This window comes from Synechococcus sp. ROS8604, from assembly GCF_014279655.1.
Lineage (GTDB): Bacteria > Cyanobacteriota > Cyanobacteriia > PCC-6307 > Cyanobiaceae > Synechococcus_C.
In genome coordinates this window covers 2329286-2353651 of record NZ_CP047946.1, presented here as the reverse complement: position 1 = coordinate 2353651, position 24366 = coordinate 2329286, and the positions used below count along the sequence as shown (strand labels likewise).

The window sequence follows — 24366 nt, the reverse complement described above, 5'->3', positions numbered from 1 at the left end:
AGACTTGATTGGATCCGATGGCACCGATTGACTGGTTTTTGCTGGTCTTTTACTTAATCGGAACTTTGTTCCTCGGGCTTTGGTTGGCTCGACGCAACCAGGGTGAAGAGGACTATTTCGTTGCTGGACGCAGCTTGAGCGGTTGGTTGGCAGGCGCTTCGATGGCGGCCACCACCTTCTCTATCGACACACCGTTGTACGTGGCCGGTTTGGTGGGAACCAGAGGGCTGGCGGCGAATTGGGAGTGGTGGGGGTTTGGCCTTGCTCATGTGGCGATGGCGGTGGTGTTTGCTCCCCTGTGGCGGCGCAGCGGTGTGATGACAGACGCTGCCTTTACCGAACTCCGCTATGGAGGAGCCACGGCGGCTTGGCTGCGGGGCACAAAAGCCTTTTTGCTTGCTCTTCCGATCAATTGCATCGGCATCGGCTATGCGTTCTTGGCGATGCGAAAGGTGGTGCAAGCGCTAGGGATTGTGTCCGATCAGCCCGTTCCAGCACTTGGCGGTCTCCCCGACACGGTTCTGTTGCTCATGATCGTGGCTGTTTTGGTTCTCGTGTACACCGTGGCCGGTGGCCTGTGGGCCGTTGTGATCACTGATTTTGTTCAGCTGATTTTGGCGATGCTGGGCGCTTTTGCTGTGGCTTGGGCTGCCATCCATGCCGCTGGTGGCATGGATGCTCTGCTGACCAGCCTCAACGATTTGGGTCGTCCCGAGGTGTTGTCACTGGTTCCTTGGCGCTGGACCGACGCTGGTTTTGATTGGATTGGTGGGGCGGGCATCAGTGCTTCCACCTTCTTGGCCTACCTCACGGTGCAGTGGTGGAGTTTCCGACGCAGTGATGGCGGTGGTGAATTCATTCAAAGGATGCTTGCCACCCGCGATGAACGCCAGGCGCGGTTGGCGGGCTGGGTGTTTCTGGTGGTCAATTACCTGCTGCGCAGCTGGTTGTGGGTGTTGGTGGCCTTAGCGGCTCTGGTGCTGCTGCCCGATCAGGCCGACTGGGAATTGAGTTATCCGGCTTTAGCGGTGGCCTACCTCCCGCCTGTGGTGCTTGGCCTGGTGGTGGTCTCCTTGGTGGCGGCCTTTATGAGCACGGTGAGCACATCTGTGAACTGGGGCGCGAGTTATCTCACCCATGACCTCTATCAGCGTTTTGTCCGGCCTGACGCCTCCCAGAAAGAGCTGCTCTTGGTCGGACAGGCAACCAGCGTTCTTTTGTTGGTGTTAGGGGTGTTAACGGCTTTGATCAGTGACAGCATCGGCACCGTGTTCCGGTTGGTGATTGCGATCGGTACGGGACCTGGAGTGGTCCTGGTCTTGCGTTGGTTCTGGTGGCGCATCAATGCTGCAGCAGAGCTGTCATCGATGGTGTGTGGATTTTTTGTTGGCTTGGCCACGTCTGTGGTTCCCGTTCTTCAAATTTCGGACTACGGGCTCAGGTTGATGGTCACCACGGCCATCACCGCAGTGGTTTGGGTGGTGGTGATGTTGATCACCCCGCCGGAATCAGCGGAGGTGCTGGAGCGGTTCGTGCAGCGCGTTCAGCCCCCGGGGCCTGGCTGGAGTCGTTGGAGGCGTCGCTGTGAGGTGGAGGCCTCTGAATCGCTGCAAGATCTGCTCACTCGTTTTTTGCTGAGTAGTTGTGTTCTGTTTGGGGCGCTGCTTGGGTCGGGTGCCTTCCTTCTCCATCAGCAAGTGGCCGGTTGGTCTGGTTTGATCCTCACGGTTGTCTCCCTCTCGCTGCTCTGGCGAGGGCGGCATTCCCGTCTAGCCGTTTAGTCACCCTTCACAATGGACTGAAAACCGGAACCGTGAGTTTTTTTCGCAGCACCATTCTTCCTGTTCTGATCGTGGCTTTATTTGGCCTCGCTTTGTTTGCAGTGAGCGCCCGCATCTGGTTGCCTGGTGACATGCTTGCGCCAGCTCCGGTCAGTTGACCTGATGCTTCTACGATCAATGCCATGACCGATCGCCTGCCCCTGGATCGTGAACCACGTGTGGCCAATCTGGCTATCGATCCCGATGTGCTCGCCCGTGAGCTTGAAGCAGAAGAGGTGGGTGATCCCCTCGATGAAATCGATCTCGACGATCCAGAGCAGGACGCCCTAGAGGCCATCCGCCAGTGCGATGAGGCCCTGAATTGGTTGCAGCAAGGGCATGACCAGCGGCTCCAAGGGTTGCGCGTGTTTTGTGAACATCGAGATCCCCGCTCGGTTCCGCTGCTCCTGCCTCTTCTGGAAGAGGTGTGCCCCGTTGTGCGGATGAGCGCCGTCTACGCCCTCGGCCGGAATCCCTCCCCCCCCGCTGTAGGGCCCCTCTTGAAATTGCTGCAAGATGACAGCAATGCCTATGTGCGCAAAGCCACGGCCTGGAGCCTTGGCAATTACCCCGATGCACCGGTGTTGAATCCCTTGATTCGCGCCTTGCAAACCGATGTGGCAGCGGTGCGCTTGTGGGCTTCGGTGTCCCTTGCTGAAGCCGGTGTGACCTCGGCGGCAAAGGCCGATCCGGCGGCTGGCCAGTTGCTGATTAGCTTGCGAATCGACAGTGAACCCGTGGTGCGAAGCAATTGCATCTGGGCTCTTGGCCGCCTGCTGGAGCATCTTGTTGAGCCCCGTCGCCTTGAGGTGATCGAGGTGTTTGTGCGTGCCCTTTTGCAAGATTGTGAAAGGTCTGTTCGCGATGAAGCCCGCACGGCTCTTGAGCAGATGGAATCCCCCGATGTTTTGGATCGACTGCAGACCTTGATGGACGAGGGATTGATTAGCTGATCGGACGAACTGACACGACCCCCCATCAGCTTCGCGTTCTCGCCTTTAACATCTGTTCATTGTTGGGTCTGGTGCATGCCTGAGCGCACGCTTCGTTTCCGAATTCGTCCGGATGGCCGCGTCGAGGAGCAGGTGGAAGGCGTTGAAGGCGACGCTTGTCTGCAACTGACGGAACGGTTGGAATCAGTTTTAGGCACGGTGGAACGCCGTCAGCCAACGTCTGATGCCTACGTCACAACCCAAACCCAGTCCCAGTCCCAGTCCCAGTCCCAGTCCCAGTCCCAGTCCCAGTCCCAGTTCGTAGAGCCCTCCTGATGTCCCATTTCAGTACTGTCAAAACCGAACTTCGCCAGCGGGATTCTTTGGTCTCCGCTCTTGAAGATCTTGGTTATGAGCCCAAACAGGGAGGCCATTCCGTTCGCGGATATCGCGGCCAAACCGTGGAGGCTGAGCTATCGGTGACCGTTCAGGACTCTGCTGATTTTGGGTTCGTTTGGAACGAAGCCAACGGTGCCTATGAGTTCGTGACCGATCTGGATTTGTGGCGCCAGTCCATGCCAGTTGAGAGATTTTTGTCTCGTCTCACCCAGCGCTATGCCCTCAACACGGTGTTGAAGGCTTCCCTCACCGAGGGCTTCGCTGTTGCCGAGCAGCGTGATTGCCAGGACGGATCCATTGAACTTGTCGTGACCCGTTGGGATGCCTGATTTGCAGCGGGCGGGCGGGCAATCCGTGAACGACCCCTCCGGTAATCCCGCTGCTGCTTACAGCGCGTCCTCCCTTGAGGAGGATCTGCAATCCACCGGCATGGAACCCGTACTGGGTGGTGCCCTTGCCGAAAAAGCCGTTTGGGTGGACGAGGCTGTCTGCATTGGTTGCAGGTACTGCGCTCATGTGGCCTGCAACACCTTCATCATTGAGCCGAATTTGGGGCGCTCCCGTGCGGTTCGCCAGGACGGGGACAGTTCTGCGCGCATTCAAGAGGCGATTGAAACCTGCCCTGTGGACTGCATTCACTGGGTTGCCTTTGATGACCTCAAGGGCCTCCAAGCGCAGCTGGATTCTCAGGAGCTTCTTCCCCTAGGTCTTCCCTCACCGGCTCGTCCAAGACGGATTCTTCCTCGGCAGTCTCAAGACTGAACTGCGATGTCATCCCTGGCTTTCCCGGCTTTGCCAACACGACGCTTTGGTCGCACAGAGCTGGCGATGCCCGTTTTGTCCCTGGGCGGCATGCGTTTTCAGCAAAGCTGGTCGGATCTTGAGGCGAACGGGATTACTCAGGAGTCTCAACGCACGGTGGAGGTCACCCTCCGCCGTGCGGTAGAGCTTGGGTTTCACCATCTAGAAACCGCGCGTCATTACGGCAGCTCCGAACGACAACTGGGCTGGGCCCTTCCCCTTGCCCCTGATCCAGATCGCATCCTTCAAACCAAGGTGCCGCCCAGGGAGGACCCTGCGGTGTTTGAAGCCGAGCTTGAACTCAGCCTGGAGCGCTTAAACGTTCAGCGCATTGAGTTGCTGGCCATCCATGGCATCAACCGCTTGGATCATCTGGAGCAAACGCTGCGACCAGGGGGCTGTATGGAGGTGGTCCGCCGCTGGCAGCGAGAGGGCCGGATCGACCATGTGGGCTTCTCGACCCATGGCGAAACCAGTGTCATCGAAGCTGCGATCAACTCCGATGCCTTCGATTACGTGAACTTGCATTGGTATTACATCCGGCAAGACAACGACCCCGCGTTGAACGCAGCTCAACGTCACGACATGGGCGTGTTCATCATTAGCCCCACCGATAAAGGTGGCCATCTGCATACCCCTTCGCTGCTGTTGAAGCAGCTCTGCGCTCCCCTGCACCCGATCGTGTTTAACGATCTGTTCTGCCTGCGTGATCCCCGCGTTCACACCATCAGTGTTGGCGCATCCAGGCCGGGTGATCTTGATCTTCATCTTGAAGCTGTGGGGCAACTCGATAGCGCTGAAGCGCTGATCGCTCCGATTCAAGACCGTTTGCATGCGCAAGCTCTGCGGGCTCTTGGTGAGCCTTGGCTGATGACCTGGCGTGAGGGGTTGCCCCATTGGAAAGACACGCCAGGGGGGATCAACCTCCCTGTGTTGCTCTGGCTCCACAATTTGATGGAAGCGTGGGATTTAGAGAGTTATGCCCAGGCGCGTTATGGAATTCTTGGTCATGCAGGACATTGGGCTCCTGGTGCGAACGCCGATGCTTTTGATCAGGAGGTCAGCGAGAGTGAGCTCCGATCTGTTTTGAACCAAAGCCCCTGGGCTGAAACGATCCCAGGCATCCTTAGGGGGTTAAAGGAACGGGTGGGCGGCGTTCCTCAGGAACGCTTGTCGTCAGCCTGAGTCCCGAGGGGAAGACGGCTGGGTAGTCCAACGGGTCGGGGATAGCTCTTGGGGCAAGGTGCCAAGGGCTCAATTCGAATCAATGTGCGCAGCCCCCGACCGGCTGGCAGGTTGATTTGCTTGCAGTCGGCAAGTTTGGCTTTGAGTGGAACCAAGGCTCGTTTGAGGTTTGTTTTGTCGTCGTCGCTCCAATGGCCGCGATAGAGCAGCGCCTGGCCTTGAAGGCTCAAAAGGGGCACGAGATACTCGGCTACCACCGGGGGTGTGGCGACGGCTCTGGCCATCGCTAAATCGAACGTCCCACGACAAGCCCGCTCCTGACCGGTCACCTCTACGCGCTCGGTGCGCACGTCCACGCGCTTTCCTAAGCCAAGCGCGTTGGCCATGGCTTCCACCGCTGCAGTTTTGCGGCCGACGGAATCAACAAGGGTGAGCGTGGTCCCAGGTAGGGCGATGGCAACAGCCAGTCCAGGGAACCCACCTCCCGTTCCCACATCGATGCAGCGACGGGTCAGATCGGGGGTGCGTAGCTCCTTCTCAAGAGGCCAAAGGCTGTCAAAGACCTGGGCGATCCAGAACTCTTCGTTCTCCACTAAACGGGTGAGATTCACCCTGCTGTTCCAATGGCGCAGCAGGGCTTGTAGCTCTTTGAGTTGTGAGAGCTGGGTGTCATTGGGTTGCCAGCCCAGACACTCCCATAGGTCAGGCCCGGCATCAGAAAAGCTGTTTGCTTCTGGCATGGCTGCCAGGGCAGCGACTCTTCCTACAATGCACCTTCGTGATTCGGCTCGAAGAAGACCTGATGTCGGCCTCGACCCATTACGAACGGTTGGGAGTCGGCCGTGGAGTCGACGCCGAGACGCTACGTCGCGCCTTTCGACGGCTCAGTAAGTCGGTTCATCCCGACACCACGACCTTGCCGGCCGCGGAAGCAGCGCGCCAATTTCAGCTGTTGCGTGAGGCCTATGACCAGTTGGCGGATCCCTCGTTGCGGCGGCTCTATGACGCTCAATTAATCCAGCAGGATCAGCTCTGGCAACAGCAGCACGCTCCGCTGCCATCCCCAGCCGTGTCTTCTGCAACGGCGATTGGTGAGCGGCGACCCCTTTCAGGTGGGGAGTGGTTGTCGCTGTTGATGTTGCTCGGGGCCTTGCTTTTGTGCCTATCGCTGGGAGTTGGGGTCGCCTGGAGTCGGGGCATGGAGCTTCAGGTTCAGCCCAGTTGGCTGGTGGCCGAGCAGACTCAAGACGAGCCGTTGATTAAGGAAGTCCTTGATGGTGTCGATGCCTCCAGCCGAAACTCCTTTGAATCAGCACTCGCTCCAAGCTCTTGAGCATTGGCTCCAGCAGCTTGGAGCGCAGCGGCTAGACAACGATCCGTGTGGCTGGTCATGGCAGCAGGAGGGATGGACGGCTGAGATCCGTCTGCAACAAACGGATCTCGCGGTGATCTGGAGTCCGAATGAGGCGCCTCGCCCCTGCCTGTTCCCCTATGGACTGTCCCGCGCTGATGTCGAGGCGGCCCTGCGTCTAGGGCCCTGAGAACTCAGTTCGTGGCTTGTGTTTGCAGAATGTCGAGCGCTTCCTGGAGAACGGAGTAGCAGTGATCGAGCTGCTCATCGCTGATGCAAAGCGGTGGAAGCAGATACACCACCTGACCGAGAGGCCGAACCAGGACGCCCCGGTCTCTCGCCAGCCAGCGCAGCACTTTTCCAGCAGGGTTGAGGTAACCCTCTTGGTCTGTGACGACGAGATCAAAGGCTGCGATGGTCCCCGTTACGCGAACACGCTTGATGCCTGGGTGGCGTGCCAATCCCTCTAGGCGCGATTGATGTCTCGCCTCAAACCCCAGGTATTTCTCTGGTTCTGCTTCGAGGAGATCCAGACTGGCGTTCGCTGCCGCACACCCCAGGGGGTTGGCGGTGAAACTGTGGCCATGCCAAAGCGTCAAGCTCGGGTCCTTGCCAACGAAGGCGTCGAAAACAGCGCTGCTGGCCATGGTGATTCCCATGGGAAGAAATCCAGCGGTCAGGCCTTTGGATAGCGCGACGAGATCGGGTTTGACCCCTGCCCGTTGGGTCGCCAAAAAATCACCGCAACGCCCAAATCCTGTCAGGACTTCGTCGGCGATCAACAAGGTTCCAGCGTTGCGAACACGCTTTTCTACCTCTTGCAGAAAGGTTGGACGCACCATGCTCATGCCTCCCGCGCCCTGGACAAGCGGCTCGAGGATCACCGCCGCGGTAGGTGTCTTGAGGGCTTGTTCGAGCTGGTTCAGGGCCGTTTGTTCATGCTGTTCAACCTGATCGTCGTCCCACCAAGTTGCCGGCCATGGGATGCGGGCGACCGGAAACAACAAGGGGTCAAAGGGTTCACTGAACAGGCTGCGTGCTCCGACGGCCATCGCTCCAAACGTATCTCCGTGATACGCGCCGTCGAATGCGATGACCTGCTGCCTTGGCTCTCCCTTGTTGTGCCACCACTGAATCGCGATTTTGAGTGCCACCTCAACGGCGGTGGAACCGTTGTCGGAGAAAAATACCCGCTCCAATCCGGTTTTGGCTGCTAAGCGATCGGCGAGCCGTTCCGCTTGAGGGTGCGTGAATTCAGCGAAAATAACCTGCTCAAGGGTTTCTGCCTGACGAGCGATGGCAGCTGCGACATGAGGGTGGGCATGCCCATGCAAGGTGACCCACCAGCTGCTGATTGCATCGATTAACGGAGGCCCTTCAGCGCGGTAAAGAAGGGCACCATCTCCTCGAAGCACTTTCTCTAAGGGAGGCGTTGTCGAGACCTGGGTGAACGGAGGCCAAAGGTGGGGATGGTGGTTCTGAGGCACTTCGTCGTCGCAGCTGCCAGTGGATGGATTCGTCTGTGCTGATGTCAGCGGCACATCTCACTGTTTTGTTCCGCTTCCGTGGCGATCGGGCCACAGTTAAACCAACGCACCAGTCCGACTTCGACGTCGGTGAATAACACCAAAATCCCCGCGCAAAGGAGGGCTATAGCCACGGCGGCTCCGGTCTGACGGCGATTCATCTCGAAGCCCGTAAACGATTGATCTCGGTTTCGACCTTAGCTTTCACGTTCTGAACATGCCATTGCCTCGCTAGGGCCGCGGCATTGAGTTGCTCCAGCGGTGGTAATTCGCACAGCAAAGGAATCTGGCCGAGTTCGTTCAGGGTGCGGGGGTTGTCGGCATGGGCAGGACCATTGATCACCAGCCCAAGGATCGGAATGTTCCGTTTCCTTAGGGCTTCTAGGCTGAGAAGCGTGTGGTTCAAGGTGCCCAGTTCACTGCGGGCTACCAACACCACCGGAAGCTGCCACCGTTCCAATTGTTGGATTTGTAACCACTGGCGTGTGAGTGGCACCATCAGGCCTCCAGCGGTCTCCACGACCAACGGACCAGCGATGGCTGGCAGTTTGAGCTGGTCTGGATCGATGCATTTTCCCTCTCGTTCCGCAGCCCAGTGCGGAGAGACGGGAGCTTGAAATGCATAGGCTTCTGGGTGCCATCGCTCCTGTGGAAGCTCGAGAAGATCGATCACCCGTTGACGATCACCACTGCCTTCGGTTCCGCTTTGGACCGGCTTCCAATAGGTGGCTTCGAAGCCTTGAACAAAGAGGGCGCTGACAATCGTTTTCCCGACATCGGTGTCGGTTCCGCAAATCACCAATCGAAGCGGAGGCGTGTTCATCGCTCGAGCACCAGGAGTTGGATCAACCAGGTCAATCTGACTTGTCCTTGAGCAGAACGCTCAGGCCAGTGGGCGCTCAGCTGACGCCATTGCTTCACGCTGAGAGCGGAGCGCGTGCTGCTGCCCGCGCCAATGGTTTGCATGGGCCGCAATAGAGCTGTGATCTGGCTCGCTTGTTCGCTGAAGCGGAGCTGCTGTTGGCGTCTGATCTGCTGTTTGGGTAACGACGCCATCAACGCTTCGCTGGTTGGGAAGCGCAGTGCTGAGCAGGGGACGGCCGCTTGGCGTGCCGCCGTGTGCCATTGCGGGAAGCAACCTTCAACCGGCAGCGCCACGATTAACCAGCCACCTGGGGCTAAACACTCGAACCAGTGCTGCAGTCTTATGCCGGGATCGGACAACCAGTGGAGGCAGAAACTGGAGGCGATCAGCGTTGGAGCGTCGTCCCAGGCTTGGAGGGACTGATTTAAATCCCACAGCTGCGTGTGGTCTGGACGGGAGTTGCGGGCCAGCATGGACGGGCTTCCATCGATGCGCTCCACCACCCTGCCGGGGTTGCGTTGTTCGATGGTATCGGCAAGCAATCCCGTTCCACTCCCGAGATCCAACCAGCGTCCTGATGGAATGGGTAATCGCTGGCAGTGCCCGGCGAGTCGCCAGGCCATGGCCGTTTGCAGACGGGCGGCCCGGTTGTATTGGGTTGCTGCGCCATCGAAGCTTTGTAGAACCTTCTCTCCCCAGGTGTTGCTCATCGCTCTCTAGGGGGCTGATCAAGCCAGCGTTGGATGCGCATCAGAAGATCTGGCACCAACAGGGCATGCCCGCTGCCGGGCATGAACCAGTGCTCCGCTGGATGCTGGAGGCGGGTCTGAATGGCATCGCGCAGTTCCTGTCTGGCGGCAGGCACCACGATGGCGTCTTGTTGTGCTTCGACCACCAGCACTCTGCTGGATGCCTGCAGCCCTGGCGGTAACTCTGCGCTGGCGATGAGCAGATCCAAGTCGTCGGTTAGGCGTTGACGGCCCTCGTGCGACAGCCCCTCATGGATGGGGCCGCGTGGAAGGCCGTCTGCTGGCGATGGCGCTGCCGCCCGCCTCAAAAAGTTCGTGAGCATCTCGGCTTCAGCGTCGCTGCCAAGACAGCGGCGCATGCTTTTTAAACCGGTTTTGAGAGCGCGACCTTTGGCTCCTTGCGGCACAAATCTGGAAAAGCTTGCCAGCAACACCACATCGGTGGCGTGGGCGAGCACGGCATCCGGGAGCAGATGCGCTCCTAGGGAGTGAGCAATCACCACGCGGCTTTGCCGTTCTGTTGGCTCTTGATCGTCTTGCCAAAAGGGCATGTGCTCCTGGCGTTTGCCATAACCCCGTTCACCGCTTTGCCAAGACCAGTGGTGATGGTTGAAATGCCGGATCCAGGACACCCATGAATGGCTGTCTCCGCTCCAGCCATGCATGGCGATGACCTGTTTCATCGGGTCCTATCAGCCGAAAGAAAGGGCGTGCAGCAGTGCGTCCAATGTCCCATCGGGCAGGTTCCGACGCACCACCAGACGGAGTCGTGCCGTTCCTTCGGGCACGGTGGGGGGGCGGATGGCAATGCTCAACAGCCCTTCGGCTTCCAGGGTTTGTTGGCGGTCGAGGGCTGCTTGGTCTGGACCGATCACCAGGGGCAGAATCGGACCGACCCCACCTGGACGCGTCCAACCAGCGGCAGCGAGAGCGGAGCGCCAGTGCTGGCTCGTTGCGATGAGCTCTGTCGACCAATGGGGATGGCGTTGCATCAGCGTTAATGCAGCAAGAGCGGCCGCGGCAAGGGGTGGTGCCAACGCTGTTGTGTAGCGAAAGGCGCCACTGGTTTGGAGCAGGGTTTCGCCGAGATCTCCATCGCAGGCCAGAAACGCACCGCCGCTTCCAAAGGCTTTGCCGAAGGTGCCACTGAGCAGGGTGACGGCCTTGGTCGGTAAGGCATGGCTGAGACCACGTCCCCCATCCCCCAGGACGCCCAGGGCATGGGCTTCATCGACCAGGAGTCGGGCAGCATGGCTGGAGCAGAGCTCTGCCATGGCACTCAGGTTGGGACTGGTGCCCTCCATGCTGAACAGGCTCTCCGTGATCACCAAGGGTTGCTGCTCTGGGTGTCGATCCCGGCAGCGCTCCAACTTGCGGTTCAGATCGATGAGGTCGTTGTGGGCAAAGCGCTGAAGCTTGGCACCACTGGCTTGCACGCCTGTGAGGAGGGAGTGATGGCAGAGCCGGTCCGCCAGAACTGGCGTATGGCGGTCGGCAAGGGCAAGAACGGCGGCAAGATTGGCTTGAAAGCCGCTTGGGTAGAGCAGAACGCGATCTCGATTCAACCAGTGCGCGAGCTCTTGCTCGAGTTGGTCATGCACCGGGCGGCTGCCGCTCACCAGCCTGGACCCACCGGCCCCCACGCCGCTTCGTTTGATTTCTTCTGTCGCTGCCGCGATGAGCTCTGAGTGCTGAGCCAGATTGAGGTAATCGTTGCTGGCTAAATCCACCAGACACGGCGACGCTTCCCCTTCTTGATCGATTGCGTTGACCGGCAGCAGCCCTGATCCATCTGGATTGGGCCTCCAGGTGCGTAGCTGGCGTCGGCGTGCTTGAGACGGGCTGCTCATGGGAGTCAGTTTGCTGCTCTCTGCTCGCACAATCCCTAGGATCCGAACATGGTGTCACCGGATGTTTCCCAGCTGTTCCCATTCCCTTTGGATGGGTTCCAGTTGGAATCAATTGATGCCTTGAATCAAGGGCATTCCGTTGTTGTGAGTGCGCCCACGGGATCAGGCAAGACGCTGGTGGGCGAGTACGCGATTCATCGGGCCATTGCCCATGGCCAAAAGGTCTTTTACACAACACCGCTCAAGGCCTTATCCAATCAAAAGCTGCGCGATTTTCGTGAACAGTTTGGGGCTGAAAATGTTGGCCTGATGACCGGTGACCTGAGCGTTAACCGCGAGGCACGGGTGGTGGTGATGACCACCGAGATTTTCCGCAACATGCTGTACGCAGAAGCGGATGAGCATGACGATCCGCTTGCCGATGTGGAGTCGGTCGTGCTCGATGAGTGCCATTACATGAATGATTCCCAGCGGGGAACCGTCTGGGAAGAATCGATCATTCACTGTCCGCCTTCTGTCCAACTGGTGGCGTTGTCCGCCACCGTTGCCAATGCGGGGCAACTCACCGATTGGATCGAGAAGGTGCACGGTCCAACGCGTCTGGTGCTCAGTGATTTTCGTCCTGTCCCTCTGCAGTTCAGTTTTTGTAGTGCCAAGGGGCTCCATCCACTTTTGAATGAACAGGGGACTGGAATCCATCCCAATTGCAAGGTTTGGCGTGCGCCAAAAGGGCACAAGCGCAAAGGTCGCTCGCCAAGACCGCCTCAGCCGGAAGCACCGCCGATCAGTTTTGTGGTGGCGCAAATGGCGCAACGGGAGATGCTCCCCGCCATCTATTTCATCTTCAGTCGCCGTGGGTGTGACAAGGCTGTTCGCGACCTAGGGGTGCAGTGCCTGGTCAGCGAGGCTGAGCAAGCCATTATTCGGGACCGGCTTGAGGCTTACACAGCCGCAAATCCGGAGGCCGTTCGCGATGGTTTGCATGCTGATGCCTTGCTGCGTGGGATCGCATCCCATCACGCCGGCGTGCTGCCTGCGTGGAAAGAGCTGATCGAGGAGTTGTTTCAGCAGGGGTTGGTGAAGGTGGTGTTTGCCACCGAAACATTGGCAGCGGGCATCAATATGCCGGCGCGCAGCACGGTGATCGCATCCCTTTCGAAGCGCACCGAACGGGGGCATCGCCCCCTCATGGCCAGTGAATTTCTGCAAATGGCTGGGCGCGCCGGCCGTCGCGGCTTAGATACCCAGGGCTATGTGGTGACTGTTCAGAGTCGATTTGAGGGGGTGCGTGAGGCGGCTCAGCTGGCCACGAGCCCTTCTGATCCTTTGGTGAGTCAATTCACCCCCAGCTACGGCATGGTGCTCAACCTGCTGCAGCGACATGACTTGGCCAAGGCCAGAGAGCTGGTAGAGCGGAGCTTTGGTCGCTACCTCGCCAGCTTGGATTTGGTGGAGGAAGAAGACCATCTGGGTGCGTTGCAGATGCAGCTTGCCCAACTGCAAGGCACGGCTGGTGACGTGCCTTGGGAAGACTTTGAGGACTACGAAAAACAGCGTGGCCGTGTCCGCGAGGAGAGGCGACTGCTCAGGATTCTTCAGCAGCAGGCAGAAGAAACCCTGGCCCACGAACTCACGATTGCCCTCCAGTTCGCAAGCGTTGGAACGTTGGTGAGCCTTAAATCTCCACGGCTGCGAGGAGGGGTCACGCCGGCCGTGATCGTGGAGAAATGCGATGGCCCAGGGCAGTTCCCATTGTTGCTTTGCCTAACGCAGGACAACGTCTGGATGCTGTTGCCCTGCCAGGGGGTGGTGAGTTTGCATGCGGAATTGAGTTGTTTGCAGGTTGATGGCGTGACGTCGCCTGATCTCAGCCGTGCTGGTGAGCTCCGTCATGGCGATCAGGACAGTGGCCGTTTGGCTTTGGCGGTGGCTCACATGGCAAGGCGTCATGACATGACCACCGCTCAGTACGACTTGGCTGGCGAAGTGTTGTCGCAAGTTCGCCTCGTCCAGGAGTTGGAGGATCAGCTAGAGGGGCATCCGGCTCATCGCTGGGGGGATCGCAAGCAACTCAAGAAGCACCGGAGACGCATGGAAGATCTTGAACATGAAATTCGTGAGCGCGAGCAATTGCTCCATCACCGCTCCAACCGGCACTGGGAGACCTTTTTGGCTCTCATTGAGATCCTGCGGCACTTTGGCTGCCTGGATGCGTTGGAACCTACGGAGATCGGTCGCACCGTTGCCGCTCTTCGTGGCGATAACGAGCTCTGGCTTGGCCTGGCACTGATGAGCGGTCATCTCGACGAGTTGCCTCCAGCAGAACTAGCCGCAGTGTTTGAGGCCATCAGCACGGAGGTGAATCGGCCAGATCTTTGGAGCGCATTCCCGGCGCCTCCTCTTGCAGAAGAGGCCCTGCATGATTTGTCGGGGATCCGTCGGGAGCTTTTGCGGGCTCAGGACCGCTTCAAAGTGGTGGTGCCAGCTTGGTGGGAGCCTGAATTGATGGGATTGGTGGAGGCTTGGGCCAAGGGGACAACCTGGAATGATCTGATCGCTAACACCTCGTTGGATGAAGGAGATGTGGTGCGGATCATGCGGCGCACGGTGGATTTATTGGCCCAGGTGCCTTATTGCGAGGCGATTAGTGAGCAGCTGCGCAAGAACGCCCGTGCGGCCTTAACCGCGATTAATCGCTTCCCCGTGGCGGAGGCTGATCAGCTGCTCAAGGCCGCGGCTGCCGAATCCAGCGGTCTCAATGCGGCCACGGAGCGGGCTGCCTGAGATCGCTGCAGGGCGTGCCCTGCTTTTGCGAATGGCGCCCATCAAGGGTTCGTCATGGCCGCGGGATCGACAATTCGATCGAACTCCGTCGCATTCACATAGCCCAGCTCTAGGGCTGCATCGCGCAAGCTTGTCCCTTGCTCGTGGGCGTATTTTGCGATCGCACTGGCCTTGTCGTAACCGATCACAGGGGCCAGTGGCGTCACGAGCATCAGGGATTGCTCTACATCGCGTTGGATGCGACTGCGGTTGGGTTCAATGCCTTCCACCATGGCCACTCGGAAGGAATGGCAGGCATCGGTAAGCAGCTTGATGGTTTGCAGCAGGTTGAAGCCGATCAGGGGTTTGTAGACATTCATTTGCAGGTGGCCTCCGGCACCGGCCATCGCAACGGCTGCATCGAGGCCGATCACCTGGGTGCAAACCATGGCCATCGCCTCGCACTGGGTGGGGTTCACCTTGCCAGGCATGATCGAACTACCGGGTTCGTTCTCAGGTAGGTGCAGCTCCGCTAGGCCTGCACGTGGGCCACAGGCGAGGAGACGGAGGTCGTTGGCGATCTTCAGCAAGCTCACCGCGAGGAGTCGCAACTGGCCCATGGCATTCACCAGCCCGTCATGGCTTGCCATCACCGCAAATTTGTTTGGTGCCGAGACCAAGGGCAAGCCGCTCAGCCGCGCCAGTTCAGTCGCTGCCTGGTCGGCGAATCCTTCCGGGGCGTTCAGGCCTGTTCCAACGGCGGTGCCGCCGAGCGGGAGTGGGTACAGCTCCTGCAGCGCTGCTTCAATGCGCTTCCCGGCACTGCCGAGTTGATCCCGCCAGGCCGACGCTTCTTGGCCAAGGGTGAGCGGCACCGCGTCCTGCAGATGGGTGCGGCCAATCTTCACGATGTCTTGCCAAGCCTCACTTTTGGCGGCAAAAGCTTCGCACAGACGTTGGACTTCCGGCAACAGTCTGTGCTCAATGCCTGCGGCGGCAGCGATGTGGATCGCTGCCGGGAAGGCGTCGTTGGTCGACTGAGAACGGTTGACGTGATCGTTTGGATGAACAGGCTGATGGCTGCCTAAAGGCTCTCCTTCGCCCTGGGATACCAGGTTGCTGATCACCTCATTGACGTTCATGTTCGTTTGGGTGCCGCTACCGGTTTGCCAAACCCTCAGGGGGAACTGATCGTCGTGATGCCCCTTGGCAATGTCAGCAGCCACCTTCACGATCAGGTCGCGTCGGTGGTCATCCAACACGCCCAGGCGAGCGTTCACAATCGCCGCCGCCTGTTTGATTTGCGCTAAGGCATGGATCAGATCAATAGGAACGCGGTCATCGCTGATGGCGAAGTTTTGGAGAGACCGCTGGGTCTGTGCCCCCCAGAGGGCCTCAGAGGGGACCTTGACCGGTCCCATGCTGTCGTGTTCGGTCCTAGTTGTTTGGGTCATGACTTGGCGTCAGGGCGAAGCACCAGCAAGATGATGAGCAGCATCCCACTCACGCTCACCACCACATAAATCCAGTCGGCATAAGGAGTCCAGAACATTCACTCAGAGTCCGAGTCGGTCCCAGACCACCCCCAGGTTGGCTTGGTGCAGCTCGGTGCTGAAGCACTCCGCCAGTTGGTCTGCATTGAGCTTGTTGCTGACCTCAGGATCGCTCTGAAGGTTGGCGCGGAAGTCACCACCGTTGGTGTTCCAAGCGCTGTGGGCGTTGCGCTGAACCACTTGATAAGCATCCTCCCGGCTCATTCCACCATCCACGAGGGCGAGCAGGACCCGTTGGCTGAAGACCACGCCTCCGTAGACGTTCATGTTGCGGACCATGTTCTCTGGGTAAACCCCGAGGCCAGAGATGACGGCGGTCATCTCACGCAGCATGAAGTGCAGGGTCACAGAGCAGTCCGGCAGCATCATCCGTTCCGTTGAGCTGTGGCTGATGTCACGTTCGTGCCAGAGAGCCACGTTCTCCAGGGCTGCCACCACGTAGCTGCGCAGCACGCGCGCTAACCCGCTGATTCGTTCGCTGCGTATCGGATTGCGTTTATGGGGCATGGCCGAGCTGCCTTTTTGCCCCTTAGCGAAGCTTTCTTCGACCTCCAGAACATCGGTGCGCTGCAGGTTGCGAATTTCGGTGGAGAAGCGATCGAGCGAGGCCCCAACCAGGGCTAGGACCTGCACGTAGTCCGCGTGGCGATCGCGAGAGATCACCTGGGTGCTCGCCGTGTCGGGAGTGAGGCCGAGAATGTCGCAGGTGATCTTCTCCACCTCTGGATCCGTATTGGCGTAGGTGCCCATCGCTCCGCTCACCTGGCCTACGGCCACATCACGCTCCAGGCGAGCCAGACGTTCACCATTGCGGCGGGTTTCAGCCAGCCAGCCAGCCAGTTTGAAGCCAAAGGTGATCGGTTCTCCATGGATCGCGTGGGAACGGCCGATCATCACGGTGGCTTTGTGTTCCACCGCCAGCTTGGCAATCGCGGCGTCCAAGGCCGCCAACTCTTGGCGCAGGAGAGCGACGGAGGCTTTCAACTGCAGCGCTAGGCCTGTATCAAGGACGTCGCTACTGGTCATGCCGACGTGGATGTAACGCCCTGCATCGCCAACGTGCTCGTTCACATTGGTCAAGAAGGCGATCACGTCATGGCGGACCTCGGCCTCGATCTCAAGGATCCGCTCCGGTTCAAACGCCGACTGTTCGCTAATCGTTTGCATCGCGTCCTTGGGGACACGACCAAGCCTGCAGTTGGCCTCACAGGCCGCAACCTCAACATCCAGCCAACTTTGGTATTTGGCCCGGTCTGTCCAGATCTCGCCCATCTCGGGCAGGGTGTATCTCTCGATCAAGGGCCAGCGCGTGGCGACAACTCAACCAATGTATGGCGCTGAAGGCTGGGATATGGCGTGTGGCGTTAAGCAGAGGTGAGGCGGCGATGCTCCACTTCCCATTGAACATTCTGTCCCCAGGCTTGCTGACGGACCCAGCACAGGCCTCCCCGACATTCGATCACTTGAAAGGGGGGGAGATCCTTGGGGTGGTTGTCGAGGGTGACGAATGAGCCTGGGGCCAAGAGCTCGAGGACGCGGTTCGAAGCCTCGCTGGACTTGCGACAGAATCTGGCCCGAAGGGATGGGCGGAGTCCGCTTTTGATATTGAAGACGTTGTTGGCTGACACGGACTTGCGTGCGGCTTGCGAAGATCTTCAGGGAGGTCTGCTGAACCCGGGGAGGAACTCCGGTATTTGTTTCGGTTTCACGGTGCTTTCATGTCGAAATGGCTCGTAAACAGCGTTTAGATCTCCACATGCTGACGTTGGGTTTGGCGGCATCTCGTCAGCAAGCACAACAACTCATTCGCGCCGGCAAGGTCAGAGACCATCGCGGCCAGCTGCTCGATAAGCCAGGTCACACGGTTTTGCTCGATCTTGCGTTGATCGTGGAGCAGCCTCCTCGGTTTGTGTCGAGAGGGGGTGAAAAGTTGCTGGCAGCGTTGGAGGCTTTCCCTGTCCAGGTGGAGGGGCGCACCTGCCTTGATGGGGGAATTTCGACGGGTGGCTTCACCGATTGCTTACTGCAACATGGTGCCCGTCAGGTGTATGGCATCGACGTTGGCTATGGCCAGACGGCCTGGAGTTTGCGCACGGATGAAAGGGTTGTGCTCAGGGAGCGCACCAATTTGCGTCGATTGAGCGCAGCTGAGCTTTACGGGCCTGATGACGTTCTTCCCACCCTGGCTGTCGCAGATGTGTCGTTTATCTCTTTGGCACTCGTGCTTCCGGCGATTCGCGCCTTGTTGGAACCGCAGGGAAGCGAAGCCTTGGTGCTGGTTAAGCCTCAGTTTGAGGTGGGACGCGAACGGGTGGGGAAGGGCGGAGTGGTGCGAGATGGTTTGGCTCACAGGGATGCCATTGCATCAGTGATCTCCGCGGCACACTCCCTGGGCTGGAATGCCCAGGGAGTTGTGGGGTCTCCGATTACCGGTCCAGCCGGCAACCACGAGTACTTGTTGTGGTTAGGCGAGCATGATCAAGACCACCTCTCTGATGAAGTGGTTCGGAAGGTGGTTCAGGACACTCTGCAATCAGAGGGCTGAACTGTCGCGATCGCCTGTACGAATGCGTACCACGGTTTCGACTGGGGAGACAAAAATCTTGCCATCGCCGATCTCGCCTGTTTTTGCTGCTTCTGCAATGGCGTTGATCACATCATCGACGCGGTCATCGTCGATCACAACCTCAACTTTCAGCTTCTGCAGAAACTCAACAGTGAATTCAGAACCGCGATAGCGCTCCACTTGCCCCTTCTGACGACCGAATCCGCGCACTTCGCTCACGGTCATGCCGACGATGCCGGCATTGACCAACGCCAACTTGACATCTTCAAGCTTGAAGGGACGGATGATGGCTTCGACCTTTTTCATGGAATTGTTAGTAATCGATCTTTCGAGTGTGTCAGGAATTGAGCTGAGATGACAGGGCCGGAAGAGGAGAAAGGTTCAATCCGGCGTTCGAAGCGTCCTCAATCAGCTCATCGACATTGACTGGGCTCAGCGTGGCAAGGCCCTCAGCCAGAAGCTCCCAGTGAGACTTTTCAAAATGCGTTTGGAGCCAGAGCATGCCGTGGACGCTCTCAGGCTGGAGTCGGAAGGCCTGTCCTTCGCTAATCAGTCTGAGATCCATCGCATACACATTCATTTCATAACCATTAGGCCTGCATTTCGGCCCACGTGTTGTACGTATCGATACCAAATCAAACAGCACAGAGGTTCACGCAGCGGTTGTGGAGGGCTGGCTTTAAGGTCGAGCGCTAAAGATTTCCGTATTCGTTTTATGAGCAAAACCGGCACTGAGCTCACCAAGACTCCGCTGTATGGCGAAAGGGCTATTGCAGATGCCGAGTTGATCTGTTTCGACAACCCAAGGCCTGGGCGCCCTTATGAGGTGTCGATCGAATTGCCGGAATTTACCTGCCTCTGCCCGTTCTCGGGTTACCCGGATTTCGCGGTGTTGCGCTTGATTTATCAGCCGGGACCTCGGGTGGTCGAGCTGAAAGCGATCAAGTTGTACGTCAATCATTACCGCAACACTTCGATTTCTCATGAAGAGGTGGCGAACAAAATTCTTGATGATCTCGTCGCGGCCTGTGCCCCTGTATGGATGGAGCTAGAAGCTGATTTCAACCCTCGTGGCAACGTTCACACGGTTGTGAGGGTCAGTCATGGGAGCCGTCAACCCTGCTGATCAGGACTGGTAATTCAGCCGCGAAGCCAGCGAGATTGCGATTGCATAGTCCGCCGATGTGCAGCTTTCTGTGGGATGGCTGCAAGGTTTCTGGGTCAAGCACGGCCCAGAGTTGTCGGGTTGCGATCAAGCTGAGTCCTCCGCCAAGCAGTGTGATCGCAAAGCCTGCATAAACCAGTGGGACGCCAGGGTCACGCTTAAGGAGCAGTCCGCTGGCGGGCATGATGTCGGCCACCCTCAGGGGTAATCCTTTGATTTCAGTGGATGCTCCGCCAGGTCGCAGGTTGCCGAGCAGCGATCCGTCGGCATCGAACACCTGAACAGGGCCTTGTTCGCTGCTTGTGCTCATCAGCACTGGCTCAGATCCATCCGGCCGTGTGGGAAGCACAAGACCCCAAATTTGTTCACCGAGCTCGGGAAAACTCCGAAGAGGTAATTGCAATTCAGGGCTCTTGCCGATTTGTACGGTGATCGCAGCAAGCGACCAATCCGCTTGATAGACCGTCATCCCTCGATAGCGGAGTGGATGATTCACGCTGATCATGCGCTGCTCTGAGGGGCCTCCTGGCGGATCGAGCCTCAGCGTTGAGCGAAATTGTTCGGTGCGTCCTGCTGGATCACGCTCAATCTCGAAGCGCTCGAGGGTCAGCGAGAGCCTGTTGTTTCCAGACGGGTCTAGAAGATCGAGAGCTCGGCCAGGGGCAAGGAAGCGTTCCAAGCGATTTCCAGCCAGTGCTCCCCATGCAGCCCCGATAAGCAGCAGGACCAAGCCGGTGTGAACCAACAGGGGCCCTACCTTCCCAATCACGCCACGCCGCGCCGCAAGCCGATCCTCATGCCTCTGGACCGCCCAGCCTTGCTGCTGGAGGTGGGAACTCAGCGCGTCTAGGGCCGATGCACCGTTGGAACAGCGAATTGATTCGGCCAGTGCCAACTTGCTCAGCTGCCTGGGTTGGCGATAGTCAATCCAGCGCATGGTGGCGAGCAGCGCTGGCCATTGACGACGCCAGCTGCAGAGGATCAAGGCCAACCCCAGCCATGCCAAAAGGCTTAAAAACCACACGCTGGAATAGATGCTGTCCAGCTGCAGTTGCAACATCTGCTCGCCGTTGATCAATCCGAGCCATGGGTCCGCATTGAAACGCTCGAGATACAAATCAGGCGCTTCGTTCTGCGGAAGAATGGTCCCAAGGGCACTGGCTCCTGCAATGAGCAGAAGGAGCAGGATCGCCAAACGAAGATCGGAGAGCAGCGCGAAGAGTCGGCGAAGTGCAGGCATCGGATCAGGTCAATCTCGCTAGCAAGGTGAGAGTGCCTGTGGCAAGAAGGATCACGCCACTGATCGGTGGAACCCACCGGCCGATGGGGCGTAACGCCAGCAAGCGCGGCAGGGAGGCTGCCAAGTTGCCCGCAAGCATGAGAGGCAGCACTTGACCAATCCCAAAGCTTGTGAGCATCAGCACGCCGAGAAGGGGGCGTCCCGTGCTGGCAATCCAGCCGAGCAGGACGGCGAGTACGGGGGTTGTGCAGGGTGAAGCAGCAAGCCCAAATGCCAACCCGGCTGTCACCGGGGCAAGCGGAGCGGGCACCCTGCTGGTCCAACGCATCGGGTCCGGCCCGGCTGGAAGGGGAATTCGAACCACTCCAAGCAGATTGAGTCCCATCACCACTGCCAACGCCGCAACAAGAGTTGGGATCAAACCGGGAACTTGGCCGTAAATGCGGCCGAGCAAACCACTCAGGCTTCCCAGCACAACCAGGGCGCCAACGATGCCAGCGCAAAACGACAGGCTGCGTTGCCAAGGTTTCTGCTGGCTATCAAAGCCTGCTAGGTAGGCGAGTGTGATTGGCAGCAACGACAGGGAACATGGCCCCAGGCTGGTTAAAGCTCCTCCTGCAAAGACAAGAGCCACCGTGATGGGACCAGGCTGCTGCAGCGCATGGCTGAGCAGTTGCTCGCTGCTGCGGGCAAGGTCGGACAAAGCCAGCTCGAATGAGAAAATGGTTGTACCGGTGAGGCCGGGATCAATTCAAGATCACCTTATCCACGACGCTGTTGCTCTCGGAGGCCGCGACCACCGATTAAGCCCGTGGATTCGAGTGAGCAGCGGATCAACAGGCCAATAATCACCATGCTCGAGAGCAATGAATTGCCTCCGTAGCTGACCAGTGGGAGGGGGAGGCCTGTTGTGGGCATGGCACCGGAGGCCACGGCAATATTCATGAGTGATTGTCCAACCAGAAGGGTCGAACAGCCAATGGCTGTCAGCCTTGCCTGATTGCTTCGGCAACGCAAGGCAACACGAAGACCCAAGAAGCCCATCAACATCAGAAATACCAGCAACATCACAGACCCCACGAAACCGAACTCTTCGGCGTAGACAGCGAAGATGAAATCTGTGCTTTGGATTGGCAGGTATTGCAGTTTCTGGGTTGAAAGGCCGAATCCCTGGCCAAAAATGCCTCCTGAACCAATCGCCAACAGGCTTTGAATGAGTTGATAACCATCGCCCTGGGGGTCGTTCCAAGGATTGAGAAACGAGATCACTCTGATCCGCTGGTACTCGTTAATCAGGATGCTGCTGATTCCGAGCATGCCTCCAGCTAGTGCGGTTCCAAACAGCTGAAGCAAGGGAAGCCCCGCTGAAAACGCCATCAACCAGATCAACAGACCGATCAGTGCTGCGGTACTCAGATTCGGCTGTTTAAGAATCAGCAGAACGAGGATGGCGAAGCTTGCTAGCCAGATCAGTTTTTGATCGAGTGCGCTTCGCTTCCAATGGGCGAAGAGATTGGCAGCTTGAAGAACGACGAATGGTTTCACCAACTCTGAAGGCTGGACCTGGATGGGACCGATCACCAGCCAGCGACTGGCTCCATTCACCGTGGTTCCCATCACCAATGTGGCTGCCACCATCAGGCAGCCGATCCATAGGCCAGGACCGGCGATCTTGAGCCAACGTCTCAGCGTAGTGGAAGCAACGAAGGCCATCAGGCTCCAGCTAGCCACCATCCAGACCAGTTGGCGTTTGAGGTAGTAAGCCCCTTCTCCTTGCTCGCGAGCGGCTACCCACCAGCTGGCGGATGCCAGGACCAACAATCCAGCAATGCACCAGATGGCAGTCAGACTCAGGAGGAGCCTCGCCTCTGTTGGCCAAAGGGACCAATCGAGAGGCAACAACCTTTGCCAGAATCCACGCGGACGAGACGTTGAGTCCTTAGGGCCTTTCAAAGCCCCAGCCCTCTTCCGCGTGGGTCGGCTCCTTCTGGAGGTCACGCTGGTGTCGCTCAAGAGATGAAGAGATGAAGAGTACAGCTCCTATTGAGCCGCCCTCTGAACGTTTTGCCAAGCCAAGACAACAAAAAACCCGGCCAAGGCCGGGTTGGAGTGATGCAATGAAACGCCTCGGTGGTTAGTTACCAACGTTGACCTGACGGCCACCGGTACAAAGTTCAACTTTGATGATGCGGCCACCTTGCTTCTGGATTCGCTGTTGTTCAGCGAACCAGCTCTCGTAGGGCACCCACTTGGTGAAGAAGGTGTTTTGCAGCTCACGCTGTGAACGAACCTTCTCGGGCGAGGGGATGCAGGCCGTGACCTTGAAGAGACGCATCAGTTGCCGAGACCAGAACAGATGTAGTCGAAGTAGACACCCATCTCCTTGCCGGCATCAGGGCCAACCAGGGAAGCCGTGACTTCCTTCATAGCTTGGATGGCTTGGACGGTTGCGCCGATCGGCACGCCCAAGGAGTTGTAGGTCTCCTTAAGACCGTTCAGGACACGCTCATCAAGGATGGAGGTGTCACCAGCGAGCATCGCGTAGGTGGAATAGCGCAAGTAGTAATCCAGGTCGCGAATGCAAGCTGCATAGCGACGCGTGGTGTACATGTTGCCGCCTGGACGTGTGATGTCCGAGTACAGCAAGGCCTTGGCAACCGCATCTTTGATGATCGAAGAGGCGTTAGCGCTAATGGTGGCGGCAGCCTTAACACGCAGTTCGCCGCTGGCGAAATACGACTCGAGGCTGGTCATGGACGTGGTGTCCAGATACAGGCCCTGAACGTCCGACTTGTTGATGACGTTGGTAATCGCGTCTTGCATGGATCAGAGGAATGACGTGGAGAGAGATGGTTTCGTTGATTTAGGCGAGGGAGCCAATCACGTAATCGAAGTAAAAACCAGCCTCTTCGGCGTCTGAGCCGGTGAGGATGCCCATGGCGACTGACTTCATTTCGCGCACGGACTCAGCCATGGCTTCAAGAGGAGTGCCAAGGGAGCGATACAGCTCACGGGCACCAATGACGCCAATCTCTTCGATCGGAGTGACATCGCCTGCCACGACGCCGTAGGTGACAAGGCGAAGGTAGTAATCCATGTCTCGCAAACAGGTTGCGGTCATCTCTTCTCCGTAGGCGTTACCGCCTGGAGAGATGACATCAGGACGCTTTTGGAAAAGCTGGCCGCCTGCTGTTTTGACGATGCGCTCCCTGCTCTCGCTGAGAACCTGGGCAACACGCAGGCGACGCTGGCCACCACTGACGAAGGACTTGATTTGGTCCAGTTCGCCAGGGCTTAGATAGCGGGCTTCGGCATCCGCGTTGATGATCGAGTTGGAGACGATGCTCATGCAGTTCTACCTCGAAACAAGCGGCCGCCCGTAGGAGACCGATATCCGGTGAGTGATGGGTGTGTGGGGAGATCTCCGAGGAGATCGTGGAGCAGCTTAAGTGCCGCAAGGGGGGTGGATCGGAAGATCCGAGTCGAAAGGCCCGCAGATGTTGTATCTGTTGACGTTTCGGGGCCAAGGCTGGGTCGGCTTCGTGAAGCGGAACCTGTCTCTGCCAAGGATATTTTCGTGCAATCTGCCCGTCTGAATTGA

31 protein-coding genes are annotated in these 24366 nt (G+C 58.4%); 12 read left to right on the top strand and 19 right to left on the bottom strand.

The features are described from left to right. The first annotated feature begins 17 nt into the window (after positions 1 to 17). The 7 genes from SynROS8604_RS12760 to SynROS8604_RS12735 all read left to right on the top strand — a co-directional run bounded on the left by SynROS8604_RS12760 (position 18) and on the right by SynROS8604_RS12735 (position 5137). Positions 18 to 1781: a sodium:solute symporter family protein gene (locus SynROS8604_RS12760; RefSeq protein ID WP_186544269.1), complete on the top strand. Its 1764-nt coding sequence runs from the start codon at positions 18 to 20 to the stop codon at positions 1779 to 1781. A 32-nt stretch (positions 1782 to 1813) separates the two neighbouring features. Further along, on the top strand, positions 1814 to 1939 hold the full coding sequence (locus SynROS8604_RS16065) for a hypothetical protein (RefSeq protein ID WP_255321986.1): 126 nt from the start codon (positions 1814 to 1816) through the stop codon (positions 1937 to 1939). A gap of 24 nt (positions 1940 to 1963) precedes the next feature. Continuing rightward, the gene (locus SynROS8604_RS12755) at positions 1964 to 2773 is read left to right on the top strand and encodes a HEAT repeat domain-containing protein (protein WP_186544268.1); all 810 of its coding nucleotides are present in this window, start codon (positions 1964 to 1966) and stop codon (positions 2771 to 2773) included. A 75-nt stretch (positions 2774 to 2848) separates the two neighbouring features. Continuing rightward, positions 2849 to 3088 (top strand): DUF2997 domain-containing protein, encoded by a 240-nt coding sequence (locus SynROS8604_RS12750; protein ID WP_186544267.1) that lies wholly within the window; start codon positions 2849 to 2851, stop codon positions 3086 to 3088. After that, a complete protein-coding gene (locus SynROS8604_RS12745) occupies positions 3088 to 3480 on the top strand; it encodes a DUF1257 domain-containing protein (protein ID WP_186544266.1) in 393 nt (130 codons plus the stop codon). Before SynROS8604_RS12750 ends, SynROS8604_RS12745 begins: the two co-directional genes overlap by 1 nt. Continuing rightward, positions 3473 to 3913, top strand: a complete 441-nt coding sequence (locus SynROS8604_RS12740) for a ferredoxin (protein WP_186544265.1) — start codon at positions 3473 to 3475, stop codon at positions 3911 to 3913. Before SynROS8604_RS12745 ends, SynROS8604_RS12740 begins: the two co-directional genes overlap by 8 nt. Before the next feature lie 6 nt (positions 3914 to 3919). Beyond that, a complete protein-coding gene (locus SynROS8604_RS12735; RefSeq protein ID WP_186544264.1) occupies positions 3920 to 5137 on the top strand; it encodes an aldo/keto reductase in 1218 nt (405 codons plus the stop codon). Here the strand turns inward: SynROS8604_RS12735 and rsmG are convergent. Further along, the gene (gene rsmG / locus SynROS8604_RS12730; protein ID WP_186544263.1) at positions 5113 to 5877 is read right to left on the bottom strand and encodes a 16S rRNA (guanine(527)-N(7))-methyltransferase RsmG; all 765 of its coding nucleotides are present in this window, start codon (positions 5875 to 5877) and stop codon (positions 5113 to 5115) included. The genes SynROS8604_RS12735 and rsmG overlap by 25 nt on opposite strands. Before the next feature lie 62 nt (positions 5878 to 5939). On the opposite strand from rsmG, the gene SynROS8604_RS12725 reads away from it, so the two are divergent. Beyond that, positions 5940 to 6470: a J domain-containing protein gene (locus SynROS8604_RS12725; protein WP_186545980.1), complete on the top strand. Its 531-nt coding sequence runs from the start codon at positions 5940 to 5942 to the stop codon at positions 6468 to 6470. After that, a complete protein-coding gene (locus SynROS8604_RS12720) occupies positions 6421 to 6678 on the top strand; it encodes a DUF3143 domain-containing protein (RefSeq protein WP_186544262.1) in 258 nt (85 codons plus the stop codon). The genes SynROS8604_RS12725 and SynROS8604_RS12720 overlap by 50 nt, the downstream gene beginning before the upstream one ends. A 4-nt stretch (positions 6679 to 6682) precedes the next feature. Here the strand turns inward: SynROS8604_RS12720 and bioA are convergent, their stop codons facing one another. Genes bioA through SynROS8604_RS12690 form a run of 6 tightly spaced genes read right to left on the bottom strand, consistent with a single transcriptional unit; the run spans position 6683 to position 11478 of the window. Continuing rightward, positions 6683 to 7975, bottom strand: a complete 1293-nt coding sequence (gene bioA, locus SynROS8604_RS12715; RefSeq protein WP_186545979.1) for an adenosylmethionine--8-amino-7-oxononanoate transaminase — start codon at positions 7973 to 7975, stop codon at positions 6683 to 6685. 44 nt (positions 7976 to 8019) lie between these two features. Then, positions 8020 to 8175, bottom strand: a complete 156-nt coding sequence (locus SynROS8604_RS12710) for a hypothetical protein (RefSeq protein ID WP_186544261.1) — start codon at positions 8173 to 8175, stop codon at positions 8020 to 8022. Next, positions 8172 to 8837, bottom strand: coding sequence for a dethiobiotin synthase (bioD, locus tag SynROS8604_RS12705; RefSeq protein ID WP_186544260.1), 666 nt, complete (start codon positions 8835 to 8837; stop codon positions 8172 to 8174). The genes SynROS8604_RS12710 and bioD overlap by 4 nt, the downstream gene beginning before the upstream one ends. Beyond that, positions 8834 to 9589, bottom strand: coding sequence for a methyltransferase domain-containing protein (locus tag SynROS8604_RS12700; protein ID WP_186544259.1), 756 nt, complete (start codon positions 9587 to 9589; stop codon positions 8834 to 8836). Before SynROS8604_RS12700 ends, bioD begins: the two co-directional genes overlap by 4 nt. After that, positions 9586 to 10311 carry an alpha/beta fold hydrolase gene (locus SynROS8604_RS12695; protein ID WP_186544258.1) on the bottom strand — a complete coding sequence of 242 codons (726 nt, stop codon included), beginning with the start codon at positions 10309 to 10311 and terminating at the stop codon, positions 9586 to 9588. The genes SynROS8604_RS12700 and SynROS8604_RS12695 overlap by 4 nt, the downstream gene beginning before the upstream one ends. A 9-nt stretch (positions 10312 to 10320) precedes the next feature. Further along, positions 10321 to 11478 carry an aminotransferase class I/II-fold pyridoxal phosphate-dependent enzyme gene (locus SynROS8604_RS12690; RefSeq protein ID WP_186544257.1) on the bottom strand — a complete coding sequence of 386 codons (1158 nt, stop codon included), beginning with the start codon at positions 11476 to 11478 and terminating at the stop codon, positions 10321 to 10323. Between the two features lie 48 nt (positions 11479 to 11526). Between SynROS8604_RS12690 and SynROS8604_RS12685 the strand changes: the two genes are divergently transcribed. Then, positions 11527 to 14262, top strand: a complete 2736-nt coding sequence (locus SynROS8604_RS12685; RefSeq protein ID WP_186544256.1) for an RNA helicase — start codon at positions 11527 to 11529, stop codon at positions 14260 to 14262. Positions 14263 to 14303: 41 nt separating this feature from the next. Here SynROS8604_RS12685 and fumC read toward each other — a convergent pair whose 3' ends face one another. The 4 genes from fumC to SynROS8604_RS12665 form a co-directional block, all read right to left on the bottom strand. Beyond that, positions 14304 to 15695, bottom strand: coding sequence for a class II fumarate hydratase (fumC, locus tag SynROS8604_RS12680; protein ID WP_186544255.1), 1392 nt, complete (start codon positions 15693 to 15695; stop codon positions 14304 to 14306). Next, positions 15692 to 15793, bottom strand: coding sequence for an adenylosuccinate lyase (locus SynROS8604_RS12675; protein ID WP_186544254.1), 102 nt, complete (start codon positions 15791 to 15793; stop codon positions 15692 to 15694). The genes fumC and SynROS8604_RS12675 overlap by 4 nt, the downstream gene beginning before the upstream one ends. Positions 15794 to 15797: 4 nt before the next feature. Beyond that, on the bottom strand, positions 15798 to 17093 hold the full coding sequence (gene purB, locus SynROS8604_RS12670) for an adenylosuccinate lyase (RefSeq protein ID WP_186544253.1): 1296 nt from the start codon (positions 17091 to 17093) through the stop codon (positions 15798 to 15800). 65 nt (positions 17094 to 17158) lie between these two features. Continuing rightward, the gene (locus SynROS8604_RS12665) at positions 17159 to 17422 is read right to left on the bottom strand and encodes a hypothetical protein (protein WP_186546101.1); all 264 of its coding nucleotides are present in this window, start codon (positions 17420 to 17422) and stop codon (positions 17159 to 17161) included. Positions 17423 to 17520: 98 nt separating this feature from the next. Here SynROS8604_RS12665 and SynROS8604_RS12660 point away from each other — a divergent pair, with 98 nt between their 5' ends. After that, entirely contained in the window at positions 17521 to 18339 is an 819-nt protein-coding gene (locus SynROS8604_RS12660; RefSeq protein ID WP_186544252.1) for a TlyA family RNA methyltransferase, read from the top strand. Here the strand turns inward: SynROS8604_RS12660 and SynROS8604_RS12655 are convergent. Continuing rightward, positions 18328 to 18666 carry a P-II family nitrogen regulator gene (locus SynROS8604_RS12655; RefSeq protein WP_186544251.1) on the bottom strand — a complete coding sequence of 113 codons (339 nt, stop codon included), beginning with the start codon at positions 18664 to 18666 and terminating at the stop codon, positions 18328 to 18330. The two genes, SynROS8604_RS12660 and SynROS8604_RS12655, sit on opposite strands and share 12 nt — an antisense overlap. Before the next feature lie 31 nt (positions 18667 to 18697). Beyond that, entirely contained in the window at positions 18698 to 18925 is a 228-nt protein-coding gene (locus SynROS8604_RS12650) for a hypothetical protein (RefSeq protein ID WP_186544250.1), read from the bottom strand. A gap of 150 nt (positions 18926 to 19075) precedes the next feature. Here SynROS8604_RS12650 and queF point away from each other — a divergent pair, with 150 nt between their 5' ends. Then, complete coding sequence (gene queF, locus SynROS8604_RS12645) at positions 19076 to 19486, top strand: preQ(1) synthase (protein WP_186544249.1); 411 nt, start codon at positions 19076 to 19078, stop codon at positions 19484 to 19486. Here queF and SynROS8604_RS12640 read toward each other — a convergent pair. The 6 genes from SynROS8604_RS12640 to SynROS8604_RS12615 all read right to left on the bottom strand — a co-directional run bounded on the left by SynROS8604_RS12640 (position 19458) and on the right by SynROS8604_RS12615 (position 24114). Beyond that, complete coding sequence (locus SynROS8604_RS12640) at positions 19458 to 20765, bottom strand: cytochrome c biogenesis protein ResB (RefSeq protein WP_186544248.1); 1308 nt, start codon at positions 20763 to 20765, stop codon at positions 19458 to 19460. The two genes, queF and SynROS8604_RS12640, sit on opposite strands and share 29 nt — an antisense overlap. Positions 20766 to 20769: 4 nt before the next feature. Next, on the bottom strand, positions 20770 to 21438 hold the full coding sequence (locus SynROS8604_RS12635; protein ID WP_186545978.1) for a cytochrome c biogenesis CcdA family protein: 669 nt from the start codon (positions 21436 to 21438) through the stop codon (positions 20770 to 20772). 89 nt (positions 21439 to 21527) lie between these two features. Beyond that, positions 21528 to 22778: an FtsW/RodA/SpoVE family cell cycle protein gene (locus SynROS8604_RS12630; protein ID WP_186544247.1), complete on the bottom strand. Its 1251-nt coding sequence runs from the start codon at positions 22776 to 22778 to the stop codon at positions 21528 to 21530. Between the two features lie 121 nt (positions 22779 to 22899). Next, positions 22900 to 23100 carry a phycobilisome linker polypeptide gene (locus SynROS8604_RS12625; RefSeq protein WP_006854332.1) on the bottom strand — a complete coding sequence of 67 codons (201 nt, stop codon included), beginning with the start codon at positions 23098 to 23100 and terminating at the stop codon, positions 22900 to 22902. Then, positions 23100 to 23588 carry an allophycocyanin subunit beta gene (gene apcB, locus SynROS8604_RS12620; RefSeq protein ID WP_006854331.1) on the bottom strand — a complete coding sequence of 163 codons (489 nt, stop codon included), beginning with the start codon at positions 23586 to 23588 and terminating at the stop codon, positions 23100 to 23102. Before apcB ends, SynROS8604_RS12625 begins: the two co-directional genes overlap by 1 nt. A gap of 40 nt (positions 23589 to 23628) precedes the next feature. Next, a complete protein-coding gene (locus tag SynROS8604_RS12615) occupies positions 23629 to 24114 on the bottom strand; it encodes an allophycocyanin subunit alpha (RefSeq protein WP_006854330.1) in 486 nt (161 codons plus the stop codon). Positions 24115 to 24366: the final 252 nt, after the last annotated feature.